At 42.8% G+C, this 16,799-nt stretch carries 15 protein-coding genes and 1 pseudogene; 10 read left to right on the forward strand and 6 right to left on the reverse strand.

The genetic code is table 11. The features are described from left to right. The first annotated feature begins 374 nt into the window (after positions 1–374). The 5 genes from ACHZES_RS24665 to ACHZES_RS24685 all read left to right on the forward strand — a co-directional run bounded on the left by ACHZES_RS24665 (position 375) and on the right by ACHZES_RS24685 (position 8,180). Positions 375–2,636 (forward strand): ATP-dependent DNA helicase, encoded by a 2,262-nt coding sequence (locus ACHZES_RS24665; RefSeq protein ID WP_395547452.1) that lies wholly within the window; start codon positions 375–377, stop codon positions 2,634–2,636. A gap of 152 nt (positions 2,637–2,788) precedes the next feature. After that, complete coding sequence (locus ACHZES_RS24670) at positions 2,789–3,046, forward strand: DUF6870 family protein (protein WP_395547451.1); 258 nt, start codon at positions 2,789–2,791, stop codon at positions 3,044–3,046. A 172-nt stretch (positions 3,047–3,218) separates the two neighbouring features. Next, positions 3,219–4,886: a recombinase family protein gene (locus tag ACHZES_RS24675; RefSeq protein ID WP_395547450.1), complete on the forward strand. Its 1,668-nt coding sequence runs from the start codon at positions 3,219–3,221 to the stop codon at positions 4,884–4,886. Position 4,887: 1 nt separating this feature from the next. Further along, positions 4,888–6,564 carry a recombinase family protein gene (locus ACHZES_RS24680; RefSeq protein ID WP_395547449.1) on the forward strand — a complete coding sequence of 559 codons (1,677 nt, stop codon included), beginning with the start codon at positions 4,888–4,890 and terminating at the stop codon, positions 6,562–6,564. Next, a complete protein-coding gene (locus ACHZES_RS24685) occupies positions 6,561–8,180 on the forward strand; it encodes a recombinase family protein (protein WP_342758928.1) in 1,620 nt (539 codons plus the stop codon). The genes ACHZES_RS24680 and ACHZES_RS24685 overlap by 4 nt, the downstream gene beginning before the upstream one ends. A 156-nt stretch (positions 8,181–8,336) precedes the next feature. Here ACHZES_RS24685 and ACHZES_RS24690 read toward each other — a convergent pair whose 3' ends face one another. Then, positions 8,337–8,684 carry a hypothetical protein gene (locus ACHZES_RS24690; protein ID WP_395547448.1) on the reverse strand — a complete coding sequence of 116 codons (348 nt, stop codon included), beginning with the start codon at positions 8,682–8,684 and terminating at the stop codon, positions 8,337–8,339. Between the two features lie 198 nt (positions 8,685–8,882). After that, positions 8,883–10,166, reverse strand: a pseudogene (locus tag ACHZES_RS24695) (collagen-like protein); the annotation flags it as partial. A gap of 439 nt (positions 10,167–10,605) precedes the next feature. Between ACHZES_RS24695 and ACHZES_RS24700 the strand changes: the two are divergent. After that, positions 10,606–10,749: a hypothetical protein gene (locus ACHZES_RS24700; RefSeq protein ID WP_154520994.1), complete on the forward strand. Its 144-nt coding sequence runs from the start codon at positions 10,606–10,608 to the stop codon at positions 10,747–10,749. 26 nt (positions 10,750–10,775) lie between these two features. Then, positions 10,776–10,943: a hypothetical protein gene (locus ACHZES_RS24705; RefSeq protein WP_395547446.1), complete on the forward strand. Its 168-nt coding sequence runs from the start codon at positions 10,776–10,778 to the stop codon at positions 10,941–10,943. 26 nt (positions 10,944–10,969) lie between these two features. Here the strand turns inward: ACHZES_RS24705 and ACHZES_RS24710 are convergent, their stop codons facing one another. Beyond that, a complete protein-coding gene (locus ACHZES_RS24710) occupies positions 10,970–11,146 on the reverse strand; it encodes a hypothetical protein (protein WP_154520993.1) in 177 nt (58 codons plus the stop codon). A 207-nt stretch (positions 11,147–11,353) separates the two neighbouring features. Here ACHZES_RS24710 and ACHZES_RS24715 point away from each other — a divergent pair, with 207 nt between their 5' ends. From ACHZES_RS24715 to ACHZES_RS24725, 3 genes are all read left to right on the forward strand, one after another. Beyond that, positions 11,354–11,830 carry a hypothetical protein gene (locus ACHZES_RS24715; protein WP_154520992.1) on the forward strand — a complete coding sequence of 159 codons (477 nt, stop codon included), beginning with the start codon at positions 11,354–11,356 and terminating at the stop codon, positions 11,828–11,830. 412 nt (positions 11,831–12,242) lie between these two features. Continuing rightward, positions 12,243–12,557 carry a hypothetical protein gene (locus ACHZES_RS24720; RefSeq protein ID WP_038280398.1) on the forward strand — a complete coding sequence of 105 codons (315 nt, stop codon included), beginning with the start codon at positions 12,243–12,245 and terminating at the stop codon, positions 12,555–12,557. Between the two features lie 31 nt (positions 12,558–12,588). Continuing rightward, positions 12,589–13,101 carry a GNAT family N-acetyltransferase gene (locus ACHZES_RS24725; protein ID WP_286173266.1) on the forward strand — a complete coding sequence of 171 codons (513 nt, stop codon included), beginning with the start codon at positions 12,589–12,591 and terminating at the stop codon, positions 13,099–13,101. A 1,046-nt stretch (positions 13,102–14,147) separates the two neighbouring features. On the opposite strand, the gene ACHZES_RS24730 is transcribed toward ACHZES_RS24725, so the two are convergent. The 3 genes from ACHZES_RS24730 to ACHZES_RS24740 all read right to left on the reverse strand — a co-directional run bounded on the left by ACHZES_RS24730 (position 14,148) and on the right by ACHZES_RS24740 (position 16,678). Continuing rightward, a complete protein-coding gene (locus ACHZES_RS24730; RefSeq protein ID WP_154520990.1) occupies positions 14,148–14,402 on the reverse strand; it encodes a hypothetical protein in 255 nt (84 codons plus the stop codon). A gap of 309 nt (positions 14,403–14,711) precedes the next feature. Next, on the reverse strand, positions 14,712–14,993 hold the full coding sequence (locus tag ACHZES_RS24735; RefSeq protein WP_154520989.1) for a hypothetical protein: 282 nt from the start codon (positions 14,991–14,993) through the stop codon (positions 14,712–14,714). Positions 14,994–15,292: 299 nt separating this feature from the next. After that, positions 15,293–16,678, reverse strand: a complete 1,386-nt coding sequence (locus ACHZES_RS24740) for an MATE family efflux transporter (protein WP_395547445.1) — start codon at positions 16,676–16,678, stop codon at positions 15,293–15,295. Positions 16,679–16,799 lie beyond the last annotated feature (121 nt).

Here is a 16,799-nt window from a genome sequence, read left to right on the forward strand (position 1 = left end):
AGGGCAATGCCCTCCGAGCGATTATGTCTGCGGTAGTTACGTCCCGTGGTAGGACAGATTGCGACGATCCCTGCCGGTCATCATGGTACTTCTACTTTGAACGCCTCACCGCATTGAGTAGCCCGGCAGACGGCCGGGAAAACGCATCACCCTCGTTTGAGATAGAATGAGGGGCGGCTTTTATGGAGTCCGGCAACACCAGCCGGATCGCTTGTCACACCTTTGCTTTGATATAAAAATCTATCGTGCTCTATCGGAGCGATAGAAACCATGCGGCGGAACAGGTCTTTTGAGTCATCAAACTTTCAAACCGTTTCCTGATTCCGCCGCATTCTTGTGTCGCTCCTTTAGACAAGCAAAGGAGGCAAAACGATATGAACCAACCTGTCTATATGGCAGATATTCAAAATAAGATTTACGAAGCAGGCTTAATCCGACAAGAGGAACGCATTGTGCTGACCGCCGAAAACTGCGTGCTTTTGGAATACTACACCGGAAAAACATATTGCTACCGCATGGTAGAGCTTACCACCTTAAAGGCAAAGCGGCTCTTTTCCAAAGCGGCGCCGCTGAATGAAAGCGGATACCAAAAAGCGATGGACAAAATGCTTTCGCAGGCAGGATCGGAACAGGAAAACACATTTTCCATCAAGCCTGTCGTAAGAGCAAGAAATCTACTGGAACACATCTTTTCAAACATACTGCCGGAACATGGTATGGACTTTCGGAAAAATCAGGCGGCTCTTGCGTTGGAAATGCTGGAGTCCTTGCAGGAAAACAGGCTGGCACTCTGCGAGGCCGAGGTGGGTACAGGCAAAACCCATGCCTACATACTGGCCGTAACGGTCCATAACCTATTCAGCAACAATAAACTGCCGACAATTATCTCTACTTCCACCATTGCGCTGCAAAAGGCATTGACGGAAGAATATATCCCTCAGATTTCTGATATTCTGATGGAACACCGTATCATTGACAAGCCCCTGTCCTTTGTGGTCCGCAAGGGGAAATCCCATTATGCCTGCGATAGCCGAGTAAAGGGGTATCGTTCCTCTATCGCACACAATGACCGCCATGAGGACAAGGAGCTGCTTTCTGTTCTGACCGGACTTTTCACAGGAGCCTGCCCCCTTGATTTGGATACGCTCCCTTTAACGGACTATGTGAAATCCTGTATCAATGTAGAACGCTGCCATCTAAACTGTCCGCTGTCCTCAGTCTGTCGATACCGTGACTTTATCCGAAAGGCACAATCCCTTGGATATGACTTTCAGATTGCCAACCACAATCTTGTGCTGGCTGATGTACTTGGCAGGAAGAATGGGAGAAGGTCCTTGTTCCCTCCCCGTGGAGTGGTGATTTTTGACGAGGCTCACAAGCTCCTTGATGCTGCCCGACAGATGTATGGCATGACATTGGAAAATGTAGAACTGGAACGGCTGGTGGCAAGTATTTACCATGCCATAGGCGCAGGCAATCCCGACAAAGCGGAGATTGTCAGGCTGTGCGAAACCATGCAGGAACAGAACGCTTTGCTCTTTGAAGCCCTGCGATATGCCGCAGGCACAAGCTATGATAAAAACTGCTATGCCGTACAAATTGACTTAAACTGCATACGGGCGTTGAAAACACTGATGGCTGTTCTACGCAGACTGTCGGTGCTTTTTTATACGACCTCCCGTGAGAAAAGGGAGCGGTATGACCGCTTGGTAAATCGTATGGAGCAGCAGGAAACCAAGCTATCCATCCTGTTTCATCATGCCAGTTCTATTCTTTGGCTGGAAATGACCGGGGCGTCAGCCTGCCGGGTCTGCGCCCTGCCAAAGCAGCTTGATTTTCTATTATCGGAGGATATTTGGCAGGAAGAAATTCCGTATATCCTGACCTCCGGCACGATCTCTGTCGGCGGTGATTTTTCACATTTCAAGCGAAATAACGGAATTATACTGGCGGAGAAACGCCGCATCTTTGAAACCAGCAAGGCTTCTCCCTTTGATTATCCGAACCATGCTTTGCTGTATCTCCCGCAGGATACGCCGCTACCTTCAGACAAAGACAGCAGTTATTTTCAGGCGATGGCCAATCGGCTGGTGGAGCTGATTGAAGCGACCCATGGGCATACCCTGATTCTGTTTACTTCTTACCGCATGATGGAGCAGGTATATGACGAGCTGTGCGGACGAATCACTTCATTTCCCTTGTTCCGCATGGGCAAAGGCCGTCTGGACGCCATCGACGCTTTTCGTAAAAGCGGAAACGGTGTCCTCTGTGCCAGCGATAGCGCTGGAGAGGGCATTGACCTTGCCGGGGATATTTTATCTTCCCTCATTGTGGTACGGCTGCCGTTCCCTGCTCCTGACCCGATGCTGGAATATGAAAAGACCCTGTACCCTGACTTCTACGGCTATCTGAACAAAGTCATTGTGCCGAGTATGCTCATCAAACTGCGCCAATGGTTTGGCCGGGGCATCCGCAGAGAAACGGATACCTGTGTTTTCTCTATTCTCGACAGTCGGGCGAGCAGACGCTACCGGAATGATATATTGGCGGCCTTGCCTGATATGCCCGTTACGCACCAGCTTTCTGACGTGAACCGCTTTATTGCGGCCAAGAAGACGGGCGCCTATTTTGAATGAGTGGGCGCCCGTCTTTTCCCAAAGAAAAAGGACGGAGCCTATTCATTGCTCTTTACGTTTGGCTGTCACCTGACAAGCTGAACCGGAATACACTGTATAAGGGTGGTAAGGCAGGGAGCCTTATCGCCCTGTGCCTTGAAAGGAGTGATTGGGTGGACTCTTTACCAAACATAGACTTTGAAGCGATGAAAAACATAGACATCCGAACGGTCAACCCGGATACTCTGGTTGACATTAACGATACAAAAGTCAATGCAAAACTGCCCATAGAAGAACGGATACTGGATTTTATCCAGCAAATAAGAAATCCATATTGCTACAAGTGCGGAAAAGTAGTAGTCAAAATCAGCTTTAACGATACCGACGCCACACTGGAGGATAGGATGGAAAGTTTTTTGAGGATGATGTGATATGGGCGAGTTGCTTCGGGCAGAGTCTGATCGTATGGGTTCGGATAAATGGCAATATTGTCTGGACGCATCCTGAAAGGGGTGCTATAATTATACATGGACTAATATTAGCGAACACCCATTGATTCGGTCAGGTTTTGCTTCTTGACTTTTTCAATCGGGAGGTTTCGTTATGCCATTAAATAAGGAAATAACAATCTATAATGCTGTGGACTATTTGCGTCTGTCCAAAGAGGATGGCGATAAAACAGAAAGCGACAGCATTTCTAATCAAAGAGATTTAATAACCAATTTTGTGAAGTCAATGCCCGAAATCCGCCTCTGTTCCGAAAGAATAGATGACGGATTTAGTGGTGTTGACTTTAATCGTCCTGCCTTTAATTTGATGATGGAGGATGTAAGAGCTGGGCGGATCAACTGCATCATAGTCAAAGACCTGTCCCGTTTCGGCAGAAACTACATCGAAGCAGGACGATACATTGAACGGATTTTTCCGTTTTTAGGTGTGCGTTTCATTGCCATCAACGACGGTTACGACAGTGCAAAGGAAAAATCACCGTCAGACGATATTATCATTCCTTTTAAGAACCTTGTTAACGATGCGTATTGCAGGGACATCTCCGTTAAAATTAGGAGTCAGCTTGATGTAAAGCGTAAAAATGGCGAATTTATCGGTTCCTTTGCCGTTTACGGCTACATGAAATCAGCAGAGAACAAAAACAAGCTGGTGATAGACTCCTATGCCGCAAAGATTGTGCGGGATATTTTTGCATGGAAGCTGGATGGACTCAGCCAGCAAGGGATAGCCGACAGGCTGAATGAGATCAGCGAGCCATCCCCCATGGAATATAAACGCTTTTTAGGACTTAACTTTGCCACCAGCTTTCAGGTAAACCCCAAGGCAAAATGGACGGCTGTGGCGGTTGGCCGTATTTTGAAAAACCCTATTTATGCAGGGCATCTTGTGCAGGGTAAAGAAAGCACTCCAAACTATAAAATTAAGCAACGGTTTATGAAACCGGAAGATAAATGGGTTCGGGTGGAAAACACCCATGAGCCTATTATCCCTCAAGAAGTTTTTGACACAGTAAACCGTGTGCTGGCACAGGACACCCGTATCGCTCCAGATGGAGAAGCTGTCTATCCGTTTTCCTGCCTGCTATTTTGTGCTGACTGCAAAAGCGGTATGGTGCGAAAGACTGTACCCGCAGGCGGAAAGAAGTATGCCTATTATTATTGCTCAAAGAATAAGGCTGGGGACGGCTGCACCACCCACTGCATCAGTGAAAAGGTATTGGAGAAGGCGGTCCTGCAAGCACTTCAAAATCACATTGCTTCTATTCTTGACATTGAACGGATTCTCCGTTATATCGACACCCTTCCTATGCAACAGGAGGAAATCCGAAAAATTGATACTCAACTGCTGATGAAACAGGAGGAAATCAAAAAGTATAAAAACCTCAAAGTGTCTATCTATGAGGACTTGAAAAGCGGTGTCATTGATGCAGATGAGTACCGGGAATTTAAGGTCATATACGGAAAAAAATGTGAGGAAGCGGAGAAAGCTGCCGAACGGCTGAAACAGGATATTGCCCTGATCCTTGCGGGTAAGGGAGCAAACAGCGTATGGATCGAAGCCTTTAAGAAGAATCGGAACATCACTGAGTTGTCCCGAAAGGTAGTTGTTTCCCTGATTGAGTGGGTCAATATCTATTCCGGCAGCCGGGTGGAAATTCGATTCCGTTATCAGTATGAATATGAAAGAACTTTGTTCTTTGTCGAGAACGCAAAAGACCTAATTGCATCAGCTTCACCCATTCCCATAAAGGGGGTGGTGTAAGATGGCGAGAACAAGCAGAAAACAAATAGATAATTTTGCCCAGGTTCCCCTTGAAACGATATGGAACACCTGTGTTTACGGGCGGCTGTCGGAGGAAGATGAGCGAAAAAAAGAAAGTGATTCCATCGGCAATCAAATCTCCATGTTGGAACGCTATATCGCTGAAAGGCCGTACCTGAAACTCATATCTGTTTTTAAGGATGTCAATCAGACAGGAACGAACTTCGACCGTCCCGGCTTTAATGAAATGATGGACGCCATCAAGGGTGGAAAAATCAACTGCATTGTGGTCAAAGACCTGTCCCGTTTCGGCAGAAACTACATTGAAACCGGAACTTATCTTGAAAAAATACTGCCATTCTTTCATGTTCGCTTTATCTCCGTGAACGATGGATATGACAGTCTGAATGCCAGCAGTCAGGATGAAGGGTATGCCGTTCCTCTGAAAAACCTGATCCATGATGTGTACGCCAGGGATATATCAAAAAAGATAAAATCCGGGCTTGCAGTCAAGAGAAGTAGAGGGGAATTTACCGGCTGTGTCGCAGCCTACGGCTATCAAAAGGCGGATAACGGCAGATTGGTAATTGACGAGGAAACCGCACCGATTGTCAGGGATATTTTTAAGTGGGCAGTGGACGGCATGGGTGATATGCGTATCGTTCAAAAGCTCAATGAGCTGGGCATTCCCTCCCCAAGCCAGTATCGCTATGAAAAGGGCATCTTAAAAAGTGAGCGTTATGCCAATATGCGGTATTGGTACAAAAGTGCCGTCCGCAGAATTTTAATCAACCCGGTTTATCTCGGACATATGGTGCAGGGAAAAACAAAATCTGACCTATGGGGCAAGGGTGGCAGTGTGGAGCTGCCGCAGGATCAGTGGGTGGAAATCAAGAACACCCATGAACCCTTGATTGATGAAGAAACCTTTTTGGCTATACGGCAAATCAAACAGGAACGGGAGTCCGGCGAGAGAAAAGAAGTGAAACCCGGGCGGTCAAATATCTTGAAAGGGCTTGTGTTCTGCGGTGATTGCAAACGGAGCATGAAATGGCGTAAAATGCCCAAATCAAACGGTTCGGCACTCTATTACTTTAGCTGTGCCACATACGAGGATATTGCCAAGAATGACTGTATCAAAAAGCGTATGGACGAACCGGATTTGCTCTCTATTCTTTATACGGCTATCCGCAAGCAGATTGACCTGGCCGTTGATATAGACCGAATGGTGTCTAAGCTCAATGCAAAGGAAGGCTTCTGCCAGCAGCAGAGTGAGGTGGACACAGAGATTTCCGAAACGGAAAAGAAACTGTCCAGACTGTCCATGCTCAGAAGCTCCTTGTATGAGGACTATCAGGAAAAGCTGCTTGATGAAGCAGAATATCTCTTTACAAAAGCCAAGTACGAGAAAGATGTAAATGCCTTACGGCGCCGACTTGATGAGTTGTCCATGCAAAAGCACCGGATTGATACCATGCTGACACCTCAAAATCCATGGCTGGTAGCCTTGAAAAAATTTAAGAAGAACAAAGCCATAACGGGAGAAATGATTTCCGAGTTGATAGAACGGGTGGAAATATTCAGCGATCAAAGCGTATCCATCTGCTTTCGGTATCGGGATGAGTTTGAAAGTTTGCTCGGCTTTATTGAGGCGGAGAGTGAGGTGAGGGTTTCGTGAGTATCAAGAAAATTCTTGCCAAGTATATCCGGTTATCCCAAGAGGACGAGAACGAGGGTGAAAGCAACAGTATCAGAAACCAGCGGGAGCTTCTGAACGCCTTTGTGGAAAGCTCCCCTGACCTCTCACAGTATGAAGTGGTTGAGTTTTGCGACGATGGTTACAGCGGTACAAATTTTGACCGTCCGGGCGTGAAAGCCCTGCTGGATGAAGTGCGTGCGGGAAACATACAGTGTATCATCGTAAAAGACCTGTCCCGTTTCGGAAGAAACTACATTGACATTGGAGATTATTTGGAGCAGATATTTCCCTTTTTAGGGGTACGTTTTATCTCCGTCAATGACCGCTTTGACAGCAATGACTTTGACGGTACGACCGGTGGGCTTGATGTGGGTTTCAGAAACTTGATTTATTCTCTTTACAGTAAAGACCTTTCGCAAAAGGTGCGGAGTGCAAAGAAAACCCGCATGGAGAAAGGCGAATTCATCGGCAGCCATGCCCCTTATGGCTATGCGAAATCATCGGAAAACCGCAAGAAACTTGTAATTGATGAAAAGGCTGCCGCCGTTGTCAGGCGTATCTTTGCCATGGCGGATGAGGGCAAAAATGCAGTCCGGATTGCCGCCATCCTAAATGCAGAGAATATCCCGACACCATATGGCTATAAGCGGCTTATGGGCTGTGACCGTAAATACAATGTTGTTGGAAATACAAATCACTGGCATAATACGACCATCCTGACCATTATCCGTGACGAACGCTACACCGGGAAAATGGTAAACGGTAAAAATCGCAGCCCTTTTGTCGGGAGTAAGCACGGGAAACGCATCCCCAAAAGTGAGTGGATTGTCGTACCCAACACCCATGAAGCCATTGTTTCGGAAGAATTATTTGCTTCGGTTCAGGAGCGTTTCTCTGCCCCTACGAGGATAAGGACAGAACCGACCGAGATCAGACCACTGATGGGTAAAGTGAAATGTGGGGTTTGTCGGCACGTTATGCGAAGAAGCAACAGCACTCCAGCGACTGCATATTATTTCTGTGAAAGCCACCAGTATGTAGCCAACAGCGACTGCACCAAAGACAGGATTTCCGAAAGCGGCTTGATACAGACTGTTTTATCTGTGATACATACGCAGATGGAGGTCATGCTTGATATGGCACGGCTTTTGGACAGAGTGAAAACGCAAAGCCATCAAGATATGACTGCCCTGACAGAGCAGATCAGGCAGTTACAATCCATCCTTTCCAAACTGAGAGCATCTAAAGTTAAGGCATATGAAAAATACAAGGATGGGACTTTGGACAGGGACAGCTACATAAGCCGAAAAGCCGATATTGGCAAGCAGATTGCGGAAACAGAATCCCAAATCGTTGAACTTGAAACGACATTGCAAAGTCGCTATCAGGAAAACGGACAGCCGGTTTCCATTATTGAGAGCTTCAAACGATATGAGGGAATTACGGAGCTTTCAAAAGAAATGGCAGATGAACTAATCGACAGCATCTATATCTACGGAAGTGAAGCGATTGAAATTGTGTGGAACCATATAGATGAGTATATGAGGCTTGTCCAGTATGTCAAAAAAGGAGTGTGCATAGATGGAAACAGATAATAAAAAGAGCGTTCCGAGGAACGCTTGGACTATTCTTGGCATGTAGACAAAGCAAGAGCCGTTGCGTCAAGTTAGATGCAACGGCTCAATTTCGTGATAAGTCGGATTTTATTGTGTAGGTGAAGTTAAACACTAACAGAGGATGTGCTCATACCCTTACACAATGTTTTCACCCAAAATAATTTTTGGCATAGTGGTTAAGAATCTGTTCCACCGCTTGTAAAAATGCTCTAACCCTAACTTTGACACCCTTGCGTGAGTTTCTTCATCTCTAACAGTCCAATGTAAAACATAAGTGACTTTGCCTACATTGCGTGTGAGGCGAACAGGCAATGCCCCTTCTTTAACGGCATTAAAATCTGTTTGGCGGTGGGTGCGTTTGATATATCTAACTTCAATAACACCATCCTGCTCCATATAAAAGGCGGCAACCTCTTTCATAAGTTGCTCAATTTCCTCTTGCTTTTCAATCTTTGCCTCATAGATACAAATTTCATTAAACATTTATTGCACCACCTCGCACATTATATAAACTTGCTCACCGAGCGTTAATTTCCCATGCTACCGTTTCACAAAAGTTTTACACGGTAGATATATAAAGTAAGTTTACCATAGTAAAGCAGAACTTTCAATCAAACAAATATGAATGGATAGATTGAAAAGGTGCCAATAAGGATAAATATTTTTTAGTCCTGACTTGACACCAGCAGGTCCGGTAGGTCCCGTAGGCCCTGCTAAGCCAATAGGCCCAGTAGGTCCGGTAGGTCCCGTAGGCCCTGCTACGCCAATAGGTCCAGTAGATCCAGTAGGTCCGGTAGGTCCCGTGGGTCCTGCTACGCCAATAGGTCCGATCGGCCCAGTATCGCCGGTAGGTCCAGTAGGTCCCGTGGGCCCTGCTAAGCCAATAGGCCCAGTAGGTCCAGTAGGTCCCGTGGGCCCTGCTAAGCCAATAGGCCCAGTAGGTCCGGTAGGTCCTGCTACGCCAATAGGTCCAGTAGGCCCAGTAGCGCCAGTAGGTCCAGTAGGTCCCGTGGGCCCTGCTAAGCCAATAGGCCCGGTAGGTCCAGTAGGTCCCGTGGGCCCTGCTAAGCCAATAGGCCCGGTAGGTCCAGTAGGTCCCGTGGGCCCTGCTAAGCCAATAGGCCCGGTAGGTCCAGTAGGTCCCGTGGGCCCTGCTAAGCCAATAGGCCCAGTAGGTCCGGTAGGTCCTGCTACGCCAATAGGTCCAGTAGGCCCAGTAGCGCCAGTAGGTCCAGTAGGTCCCGTGGGCCCTGCCAAGCCAATCGGCCCAGTAGGTCCGGTAGGTCCGGTAGGTCCTGCTACGCCAATAGGTCCAGTAGGCCCAGTAGCGCCTGTAGTTCCAGTAGGTCCGATCGGCCCAGTAGCGCCAGTAGGTCCAGTGGGCCCTGCTACGCCAATAGGTCCAGTAGGTCCAGTAGGTCCTGCTACGCCAATAGGACCAGTAGGCCCAGTAGCGCCGGTAGGTCCAGTAGGTCCCGTGGGCCCTGCTAAGCCAATAGGTCCTGTAGGGCCGGTAGGTCCTGCTACGCCAATAGGTCCGGTAGGCCCAGTAGCGCCGGTGGGTCCCGTGGGCCCTGCTAAGCCAATAGGCCCGGTAGGTCCAGTAGGCCCTGTAGCACCAATAGGCCCGGTAGGCCCAGTAGCACCGGTAAGTCCCGTGGGCCCGGTAGCGCCTGTGAGTCCCGTAGGCCCAGTAGGTCCGGTAGCGCCTGTGGGTCCCGTAGGCCCAGTAGGTCCGGTTGCGCCCCTAGGTCCCGTAGGCCCAGTAGGCCCGGTTGCGCCCCTAGGTCCCGTAGGCCCAGTAGGTCCGGTTGCGCCCCTAGGTCCCGTAGGCCCAGTAGCTCCTGGGCAGCCTCTGAATCCTTGACATCCCCTAGGTCCCGTAGGCCCAGTGGGCCCTATTAAGCGACAACAACGACGACAAATAGAACAATGATCATCATTAGACTCTATATATTTATTCATATGGAATTTCCCCTCTATAATTATTTGCTTATATATGGAAACAGTATAAAGAATTTTAATTCTTTATACCCATAGAATATGTCCGATTGTACAGGTCTGTTAATTTATACCGGCTAGTACATCGTACAAGATTAGCTAATAAAAAATCGAAGAAGATCAAATTCCAAGTCGGTATTATGGAACAGTACATTATCACAAAGAATGATACGAAAATAAGTAAAAATAAAATAATATCAAAGTTTAGCTAAAAGGGAGAGTGTAAGTTGAATACTGGTAAAGTTATGAAAAAACGGATAATACATCTCGTTAGTTTCAGCATGATGATAGGTTTAACAGGCTGTACTACAGCTGAGGTTAGAGAGTCTATAACATTTGAAACAGTGCATGTAGAGAGGGACAATAAAAATAGCTTAAAGTTATTTTAGAAAAAGATGACAGAATGACAAAGCTAATTTCTAAGTCATGGAAAGTAGAGGGAGCGGATGAGGAATATATTTTTTTGCCATCTGGAGGAGTAGGAGAATGGAACCTGGAAGGGGAAACGAGGAACGTTCATTTTATCTGTGGTTTTGATGAGCATTAATCTTCTTTATATTTCGGAGGATGAAAGTGGAGAGGAAGAGATTTATCAAATTACTTTTGAGGAGAATCATATCGCTTGAATTTGGAGCCACTAGTAGGCAATGGGGAAAGGTAGCTGCTGACACCACCCGGTTTAAGATTTTTAGATACGGATACCACTGGAAAAGTGATGCAAAGAATACAAGGGAGATTTAAACCTCCCTTGCGTCACCGGATAATGCCTAATTGGATGTAATTCTAGGTTTAGGGCCTTCACCCGGAGGAGTATAAAATGGATCAATATAATCGCTATTTGATGCTGTTTTCGAACGATGATCTGTATGGGTAACATTTTTATTACTGGCATTATTGTCTGTAACACTGCCCTGTTTGTTGGAAGATATATCTTTACTATTCAAAATTGATTCTCCTTTCGCTTTTTAGTAGTGTCTGCAGAACAAAAAATAATATACAAAAGGTTAAGGATTTAGCTCAATGGAGCAGGAAGGAACATATTATGAAATGTTTATATTTACAGAATTAATGTACATTAAAAACTTAATATTGATAGTTAGTAAGTGGGGGAGTATACTGTTCGTGAAAATGATTTATATATGAGGTGAAATATGTTTTTTGAGTTTGGACAGTATCAAGTAGATATTGATGTAGATAAAACGAGATTGTTCTATGAAAATGCTCCTCTTGTAAGCGAGAGTTGTTCTTGTAGTGGTTGCCGTAACTTTGAAAACGCTATTATGGCGATTCCATCAGAGATAACAGGATTATTTTCTAACTTGGGAGTAGATATGAGAAAAGTAAGCGAAGTCTATGTGAACTGCAGCAATTCTGATGGAACCTTGTTTTATGGGGGTTTTTATCATCTTTGCGGAACCTTGTTAGCTGGCAAAAGTGCATGGGTACCTAATAGTCCTTTAACTTCTCATTGGGAAGAAGAGCAAGCGTTTCGAGTAGCAGATAATTTTCATATTTCCTTTCAAAAAGAGTGTGATTTACTTGAGGATAATTTTCCTGCTCCTGCTTTGCAGTTGGAAATATCCGCAAATATTCCTTGGGTATTACTTGAAGAAAATAAATATGTGTAAATTTATCCGCATAATGCAATGTCAATAAAATAATTATGTAAAGAAGAATAATAACTATTAGTATTAAGCTGGTGTTTTTTTGTATCCCAAAGGGAATGAGTTACTCCAAAAAACGAGGATTCACGAAAGAAAGAAACCTTATGAAAATTAAGATTTAATGTATTCCTGTACCTTGGAAGCTTAATATTGATAGATAGTAAGTATGGTTGTATACTACTCATAAAAGTTATTTATTGAATGTAACGATAAGTGGGAAATTGTGAGGGTATCTACTTGTTTGACGAATAAACAACATCTTAAGTTGATAAATATCCAACCAGAACTATCAACAATCTGTATTGAAGTTAATAGTTTTTTGTTGCCAGAAAATAGTCAGTAAAATTAATATTGCTGAATAGCAGAAAGGGTCAATATGATTGGTAAATACAGAGTAGTTACTTTATGTGGAAGCACAAGATTTAAAGATTATTTTATGAATGTACAAAAAACATTAACCTTAGATGGATATATCGTGATTTCAGTTGGGCTATTTGGAGATTCCGAAGACGATGAATGGACGGAAGGAACCAAGAAAATGCTTGATGATATGCATAAGCGTAAAATCGACATGGCGGATGAAATTTTTGTCATCAATGTAGATGGTTATATTGGCGATAGTACAAGATCAGAAATTGAATACGCTATAAAAACAGGCAAGGGAGTGACGTATTTACATCCTATAGATTAATTTAAATTAATATTTAATGGAGCAACGTACATTGAAAAGAGATTACTATTGTCAGGGGGTGATATTTACGGAATATGTAAAGATTGATACGCAAAACAGAGCACGAATTAATTGCTTTATCGTTAAGCATTGGTTTTCAACTGAAATGATAATTCGTGGCACCATAATTGATATGACAAAAGTGGATGGTATAGTTGTATTGGAAAATGATAATATTGTTGGTCTTCTTACCTATGCCATTCGCGATAAGGTCTGTGAGATAATATCCTTAGATAGCCTTATCGAAGGAAAAGGCATAGGAACTACTTTGATAAATAAGGTGATTTTTATAGCCAAGGAAGCAGATTGTAAAAAAGTAATTGTAGTCACTACGAATGACAACGTAAAAGCAATTGGCTTTTATCAAAAACGCGGATTCGATATGGCTCACTTATATCGTAATGCCATGGATATTTCAAGAAAAATAAAACCTTCAATTCCCTTGATTGGTGATGGTGGAATTCTATTAAAACATGAGATAGAATTCGAAATGAGTATTACCTAGTGAACGTAATACAAATCCAATAAATTGAATATGTAAAGGGAACTACTAACTTTCAGTATTAAGCCGGTAGTTTTTATTGTAGTAAATCCACAAAACTGAGATTGCTCTTTCTATTATATTAAATTCAGGGGCTTAAAGAATAGAAAATGAAAAGGTCATAATCAAACGATGCACATTTCCTGTTTTTAATATGAATTGCAGAAAAGTCTTTAAGGAAAAATAAAAGATCATTATTTGACTCAGGTAAAAGGATTTCTGATTGGTTGTTTGGTTCTTGGTAAAGGTGAAATTCAAGTGTGATCTTCATGGAAATGTCCCTGCACCCCGCATTTTTGTGAGTATATGTAAACATGCGATATTTTCCCCGTCTTGTTTTTCTCTTTAGAAATACTTAGAAGAAAGCAATTATGGAAAGAGAGGGGGTATTCATGAAGATCATTAAAGGTTGTATAAGGAGGGCCTACTGGCAAGATTTGGGGAAGCCTGCCAGTAGTATAAGGTTGTAACTGAAAAAAAAGCACATGAATATAAATATATACCTACTTTCTCTTCAAGTTTATTTTATCTAATAATTACATATAAGTATGGTTATTGTTATGAATTGCCCTTTTCATGTTATTAAAATTACTTTAGTTGGTCAGGAAGACAGAAAAATTGTATCCATAAAAAGGCTAATTAGTATCCCCCCAAGTAAAGGGAGAAATGATTGTTGGAGTGAGATTAATAATATTATAATAGACACTCAAAAGATCTTTACGGAGGGGATAAGGTGAAAAAAGTAAAAATAGGTGTTATGCGAAAAGAGTTTTATCCGGATTTTGCGGACTAATTCTTACTTGAAGGAAAAGAAGTTGGGCCTTGTCCTCTTATGGAATTTGGTGATGAATTCCTCTAGGAAGGTGAGGGTGAAATGCCAAAAGGTCTGTGCCCATGGGCTTGGATTGATACTCTATCGAGAATTGCATGAAGCGGTGTATTCGTGTGATGGAAAAGAAGAAAGACAAAAACAATTCCTGATAAAGGGCCCAGATGAATACTTACTTAATTTAACCAAAAGTGTAACCTTTTTTATTTATATTCCAACTGTGGACACCAAGGTCAGTGTTAAGTTCATACTTATCGCAACACTCGTTACAATAAATATTAACAACATGTTCTTCGAAACCTGGAATGATATCGTGCTCTTCTAAGATTTTACCTTTCCCGCATGGGCACTCATATTCAAGGCGCTCAATAATGCCAGGACCTGCACCGTAACCTACATGTCCCTTAGCTATTGAATTAGTTAATTTAGTTTTCATTTGTAACCTCCAATATTATAAGTATAATAGCAAAGCAATATAAAATGGTGGTAATAAAAGTATTAAAATTTAAAAAAGTAAATCTGAAATTTTAAAGGCAATTAGCACGATTATTTATATGCAGATATTAAAAGTACAATATTGATAAAATTATTGTGGGTATTCATTCGCTAAAACATACAAGACCACTAACTTTGTTAATTAGTTAGTGGTCTTGTTTTTCTTTAAACAATAAACTGAAATTGATCGCACTTCTGGTTTTGGCCGGTAACTAGTATTTAATGATAAAATATACATAGATCGTATTTATCAGCAATCAAAAATAGTCTTGGCTGCAAGGTATTTACCGAAATCATCCTTCCATTTTTTGTGAAGCTCTGATGAATCCCATACATTCAGAATCTCCGGTTCAAAAACCATTTTTATCATTAAATCATAGCGGTTTGCCCTGTCAATGCAAGATGAAAACGTCTGGACATGTTGGATTCCAGGTATCTCAGTTGCATGTGAAAACAGAACATCAATTTGGCTGATTAATTCTTCTTTATTAGAAACGGTATCTAGAAATTTTACAATTATATAGTGTGTCATAGTGCCTCCTTATATAGTTTAGTTTTATAATAGCACATTTTACAGTAATTGAAAGCAAAAGTTTTCCAATGCGGCAGTAAGAGGAGAATACAAATTAGTAAATATAAAGCAAATGAAAGAGTAGATAGCACGTAAAGTCATATGGAGCTAGGTGGGGATCAACAGCCGGGTTAACCAAGCAGCGTTTCTGGACAAAATGTCCTGAGGTGGCAGGGCTTGTCCCTATAAAAAATACCCGGCTGGATAAAACCCAATGTTTTATTCCGTTACGTACAATTTTGTGCCGAATTGGTCCGATACTAATTCTGTGAAATTCTCTCTAATGCTATTTTGTTTTCAGTTTCCTTTAGAAACCTTGCGGTTATATTGATAAAAACGAATGTTATCAGAACAGATAAAATATCTGCAATAGGCTGGGAAATTAAAATTCCAGTACGCCCCCAAATACTTGGCAGAATACGCAACATGGGGAACAGACATATTCCTTGTCTGCATAATCCAAGCACAAATCCCTCTTTTACCTTACCCAATGAAAGTAATAATGGGGAGTAAATTGTATAGAACCCGAAAAATATAAAGGAGACGCTTTGAAACAATATAGCCCTCATACCAATCGTGATAACTTCTTGATTTCCAGCTGCAAAAATACCAATAATATTTTTTGAAAAAATGGCGCATATCACAGAAAAACAAAAACAGAAAACCGTTGTGATTTTTATAGAAACACGTACACATTCTCTTACCCTGTCAATTTTCTTCGCTCCGAAGTTAAATCCCGCAATCGCTTGGAACCCTTTCGAAAAGCCGAATACAAGCAATGTTCCAATCGTAAATATTCGCATCGTTGTTCCCAAAGCGGCGATTGTTGTTTCCCCGAAGTGCGCAGCTTGTTTATTTGTATACCATGTAGCCAAACTTGTTAGTAGTTGAAAAATCAACGTGGAAACCCCAACTTTGAATACTGGAGATAAGGTTTCCTTTTTGATACTGATACTTGAAACCTTAAAATGGAACACGCTTTTTTGAAAGAAGATATTGAAAAGCAGCACCAATGTTGCAAGGCCTTGGGCAATTACAGTTGCATAGGCCGCTCCTGCAATTCCCATTTTGAGGGTGTAAATGCAAAGCGGATTTAGTATAAAATTCAAAATAGCAGTTAGGACATTTACTGCCATTACCAATTTGGCTCGCCCTTCGCTGGAACTCAAGCTGTTCATTGTGACGATAAAGATATTGAGAAGTAGTGATGGAACATAGACTCTGGCATAAGACATTGCAAAACCGATATTTTCGTTTCTTGCACCCAATGCTCTTAAAATAGCTTCCAGATTTATAAAGATTATGGTTGTTGCTATGACTCCCAACAACAAGCTTCCATATAGAGCAGTCGAGGCGACCTTATTTGCCTTATCCATATCTTTTGCACCTAACAGTCTTGGGATATAGGCTCCGGCTCCATTGCCAAATAACAATCCTAATGCGACAATAGCCTGTCCAAGCGGCGAACAGATCAGAATGGCAGACAGCTCGCTCACGCCTAACCCACTTACAAACAAGGCATCGCCTATGTTGTCTAAAGCGGTAAAGACCATTCCAATCATAATTGGAACGCCCAATTTGAATATCAGATTTTTCACTGGCTCTGTTCCCATACTTGATCCGGGATTTTTTTCATAAATGCTCATTCCCCTCATCTCCTTATTAATTTTTTGCTGTAATTTAGTGTACTATAATTTATAGTAGTTGTCAATGGAGAGATTATAATTTATACTAATATAAATTATAGCTATGTAAAGGAGTGCAAAG

Source organism: Lacrimispora sanguinis (assembly GCF_044987295.1).
GTDB classification, from domain to species: domain Bacteria; phylum Bacillota; class Clostridia; order Lachnospirales; family Lachnospiraceae; genus Lacrimispora; species Lacrimispora celerecrescens_B.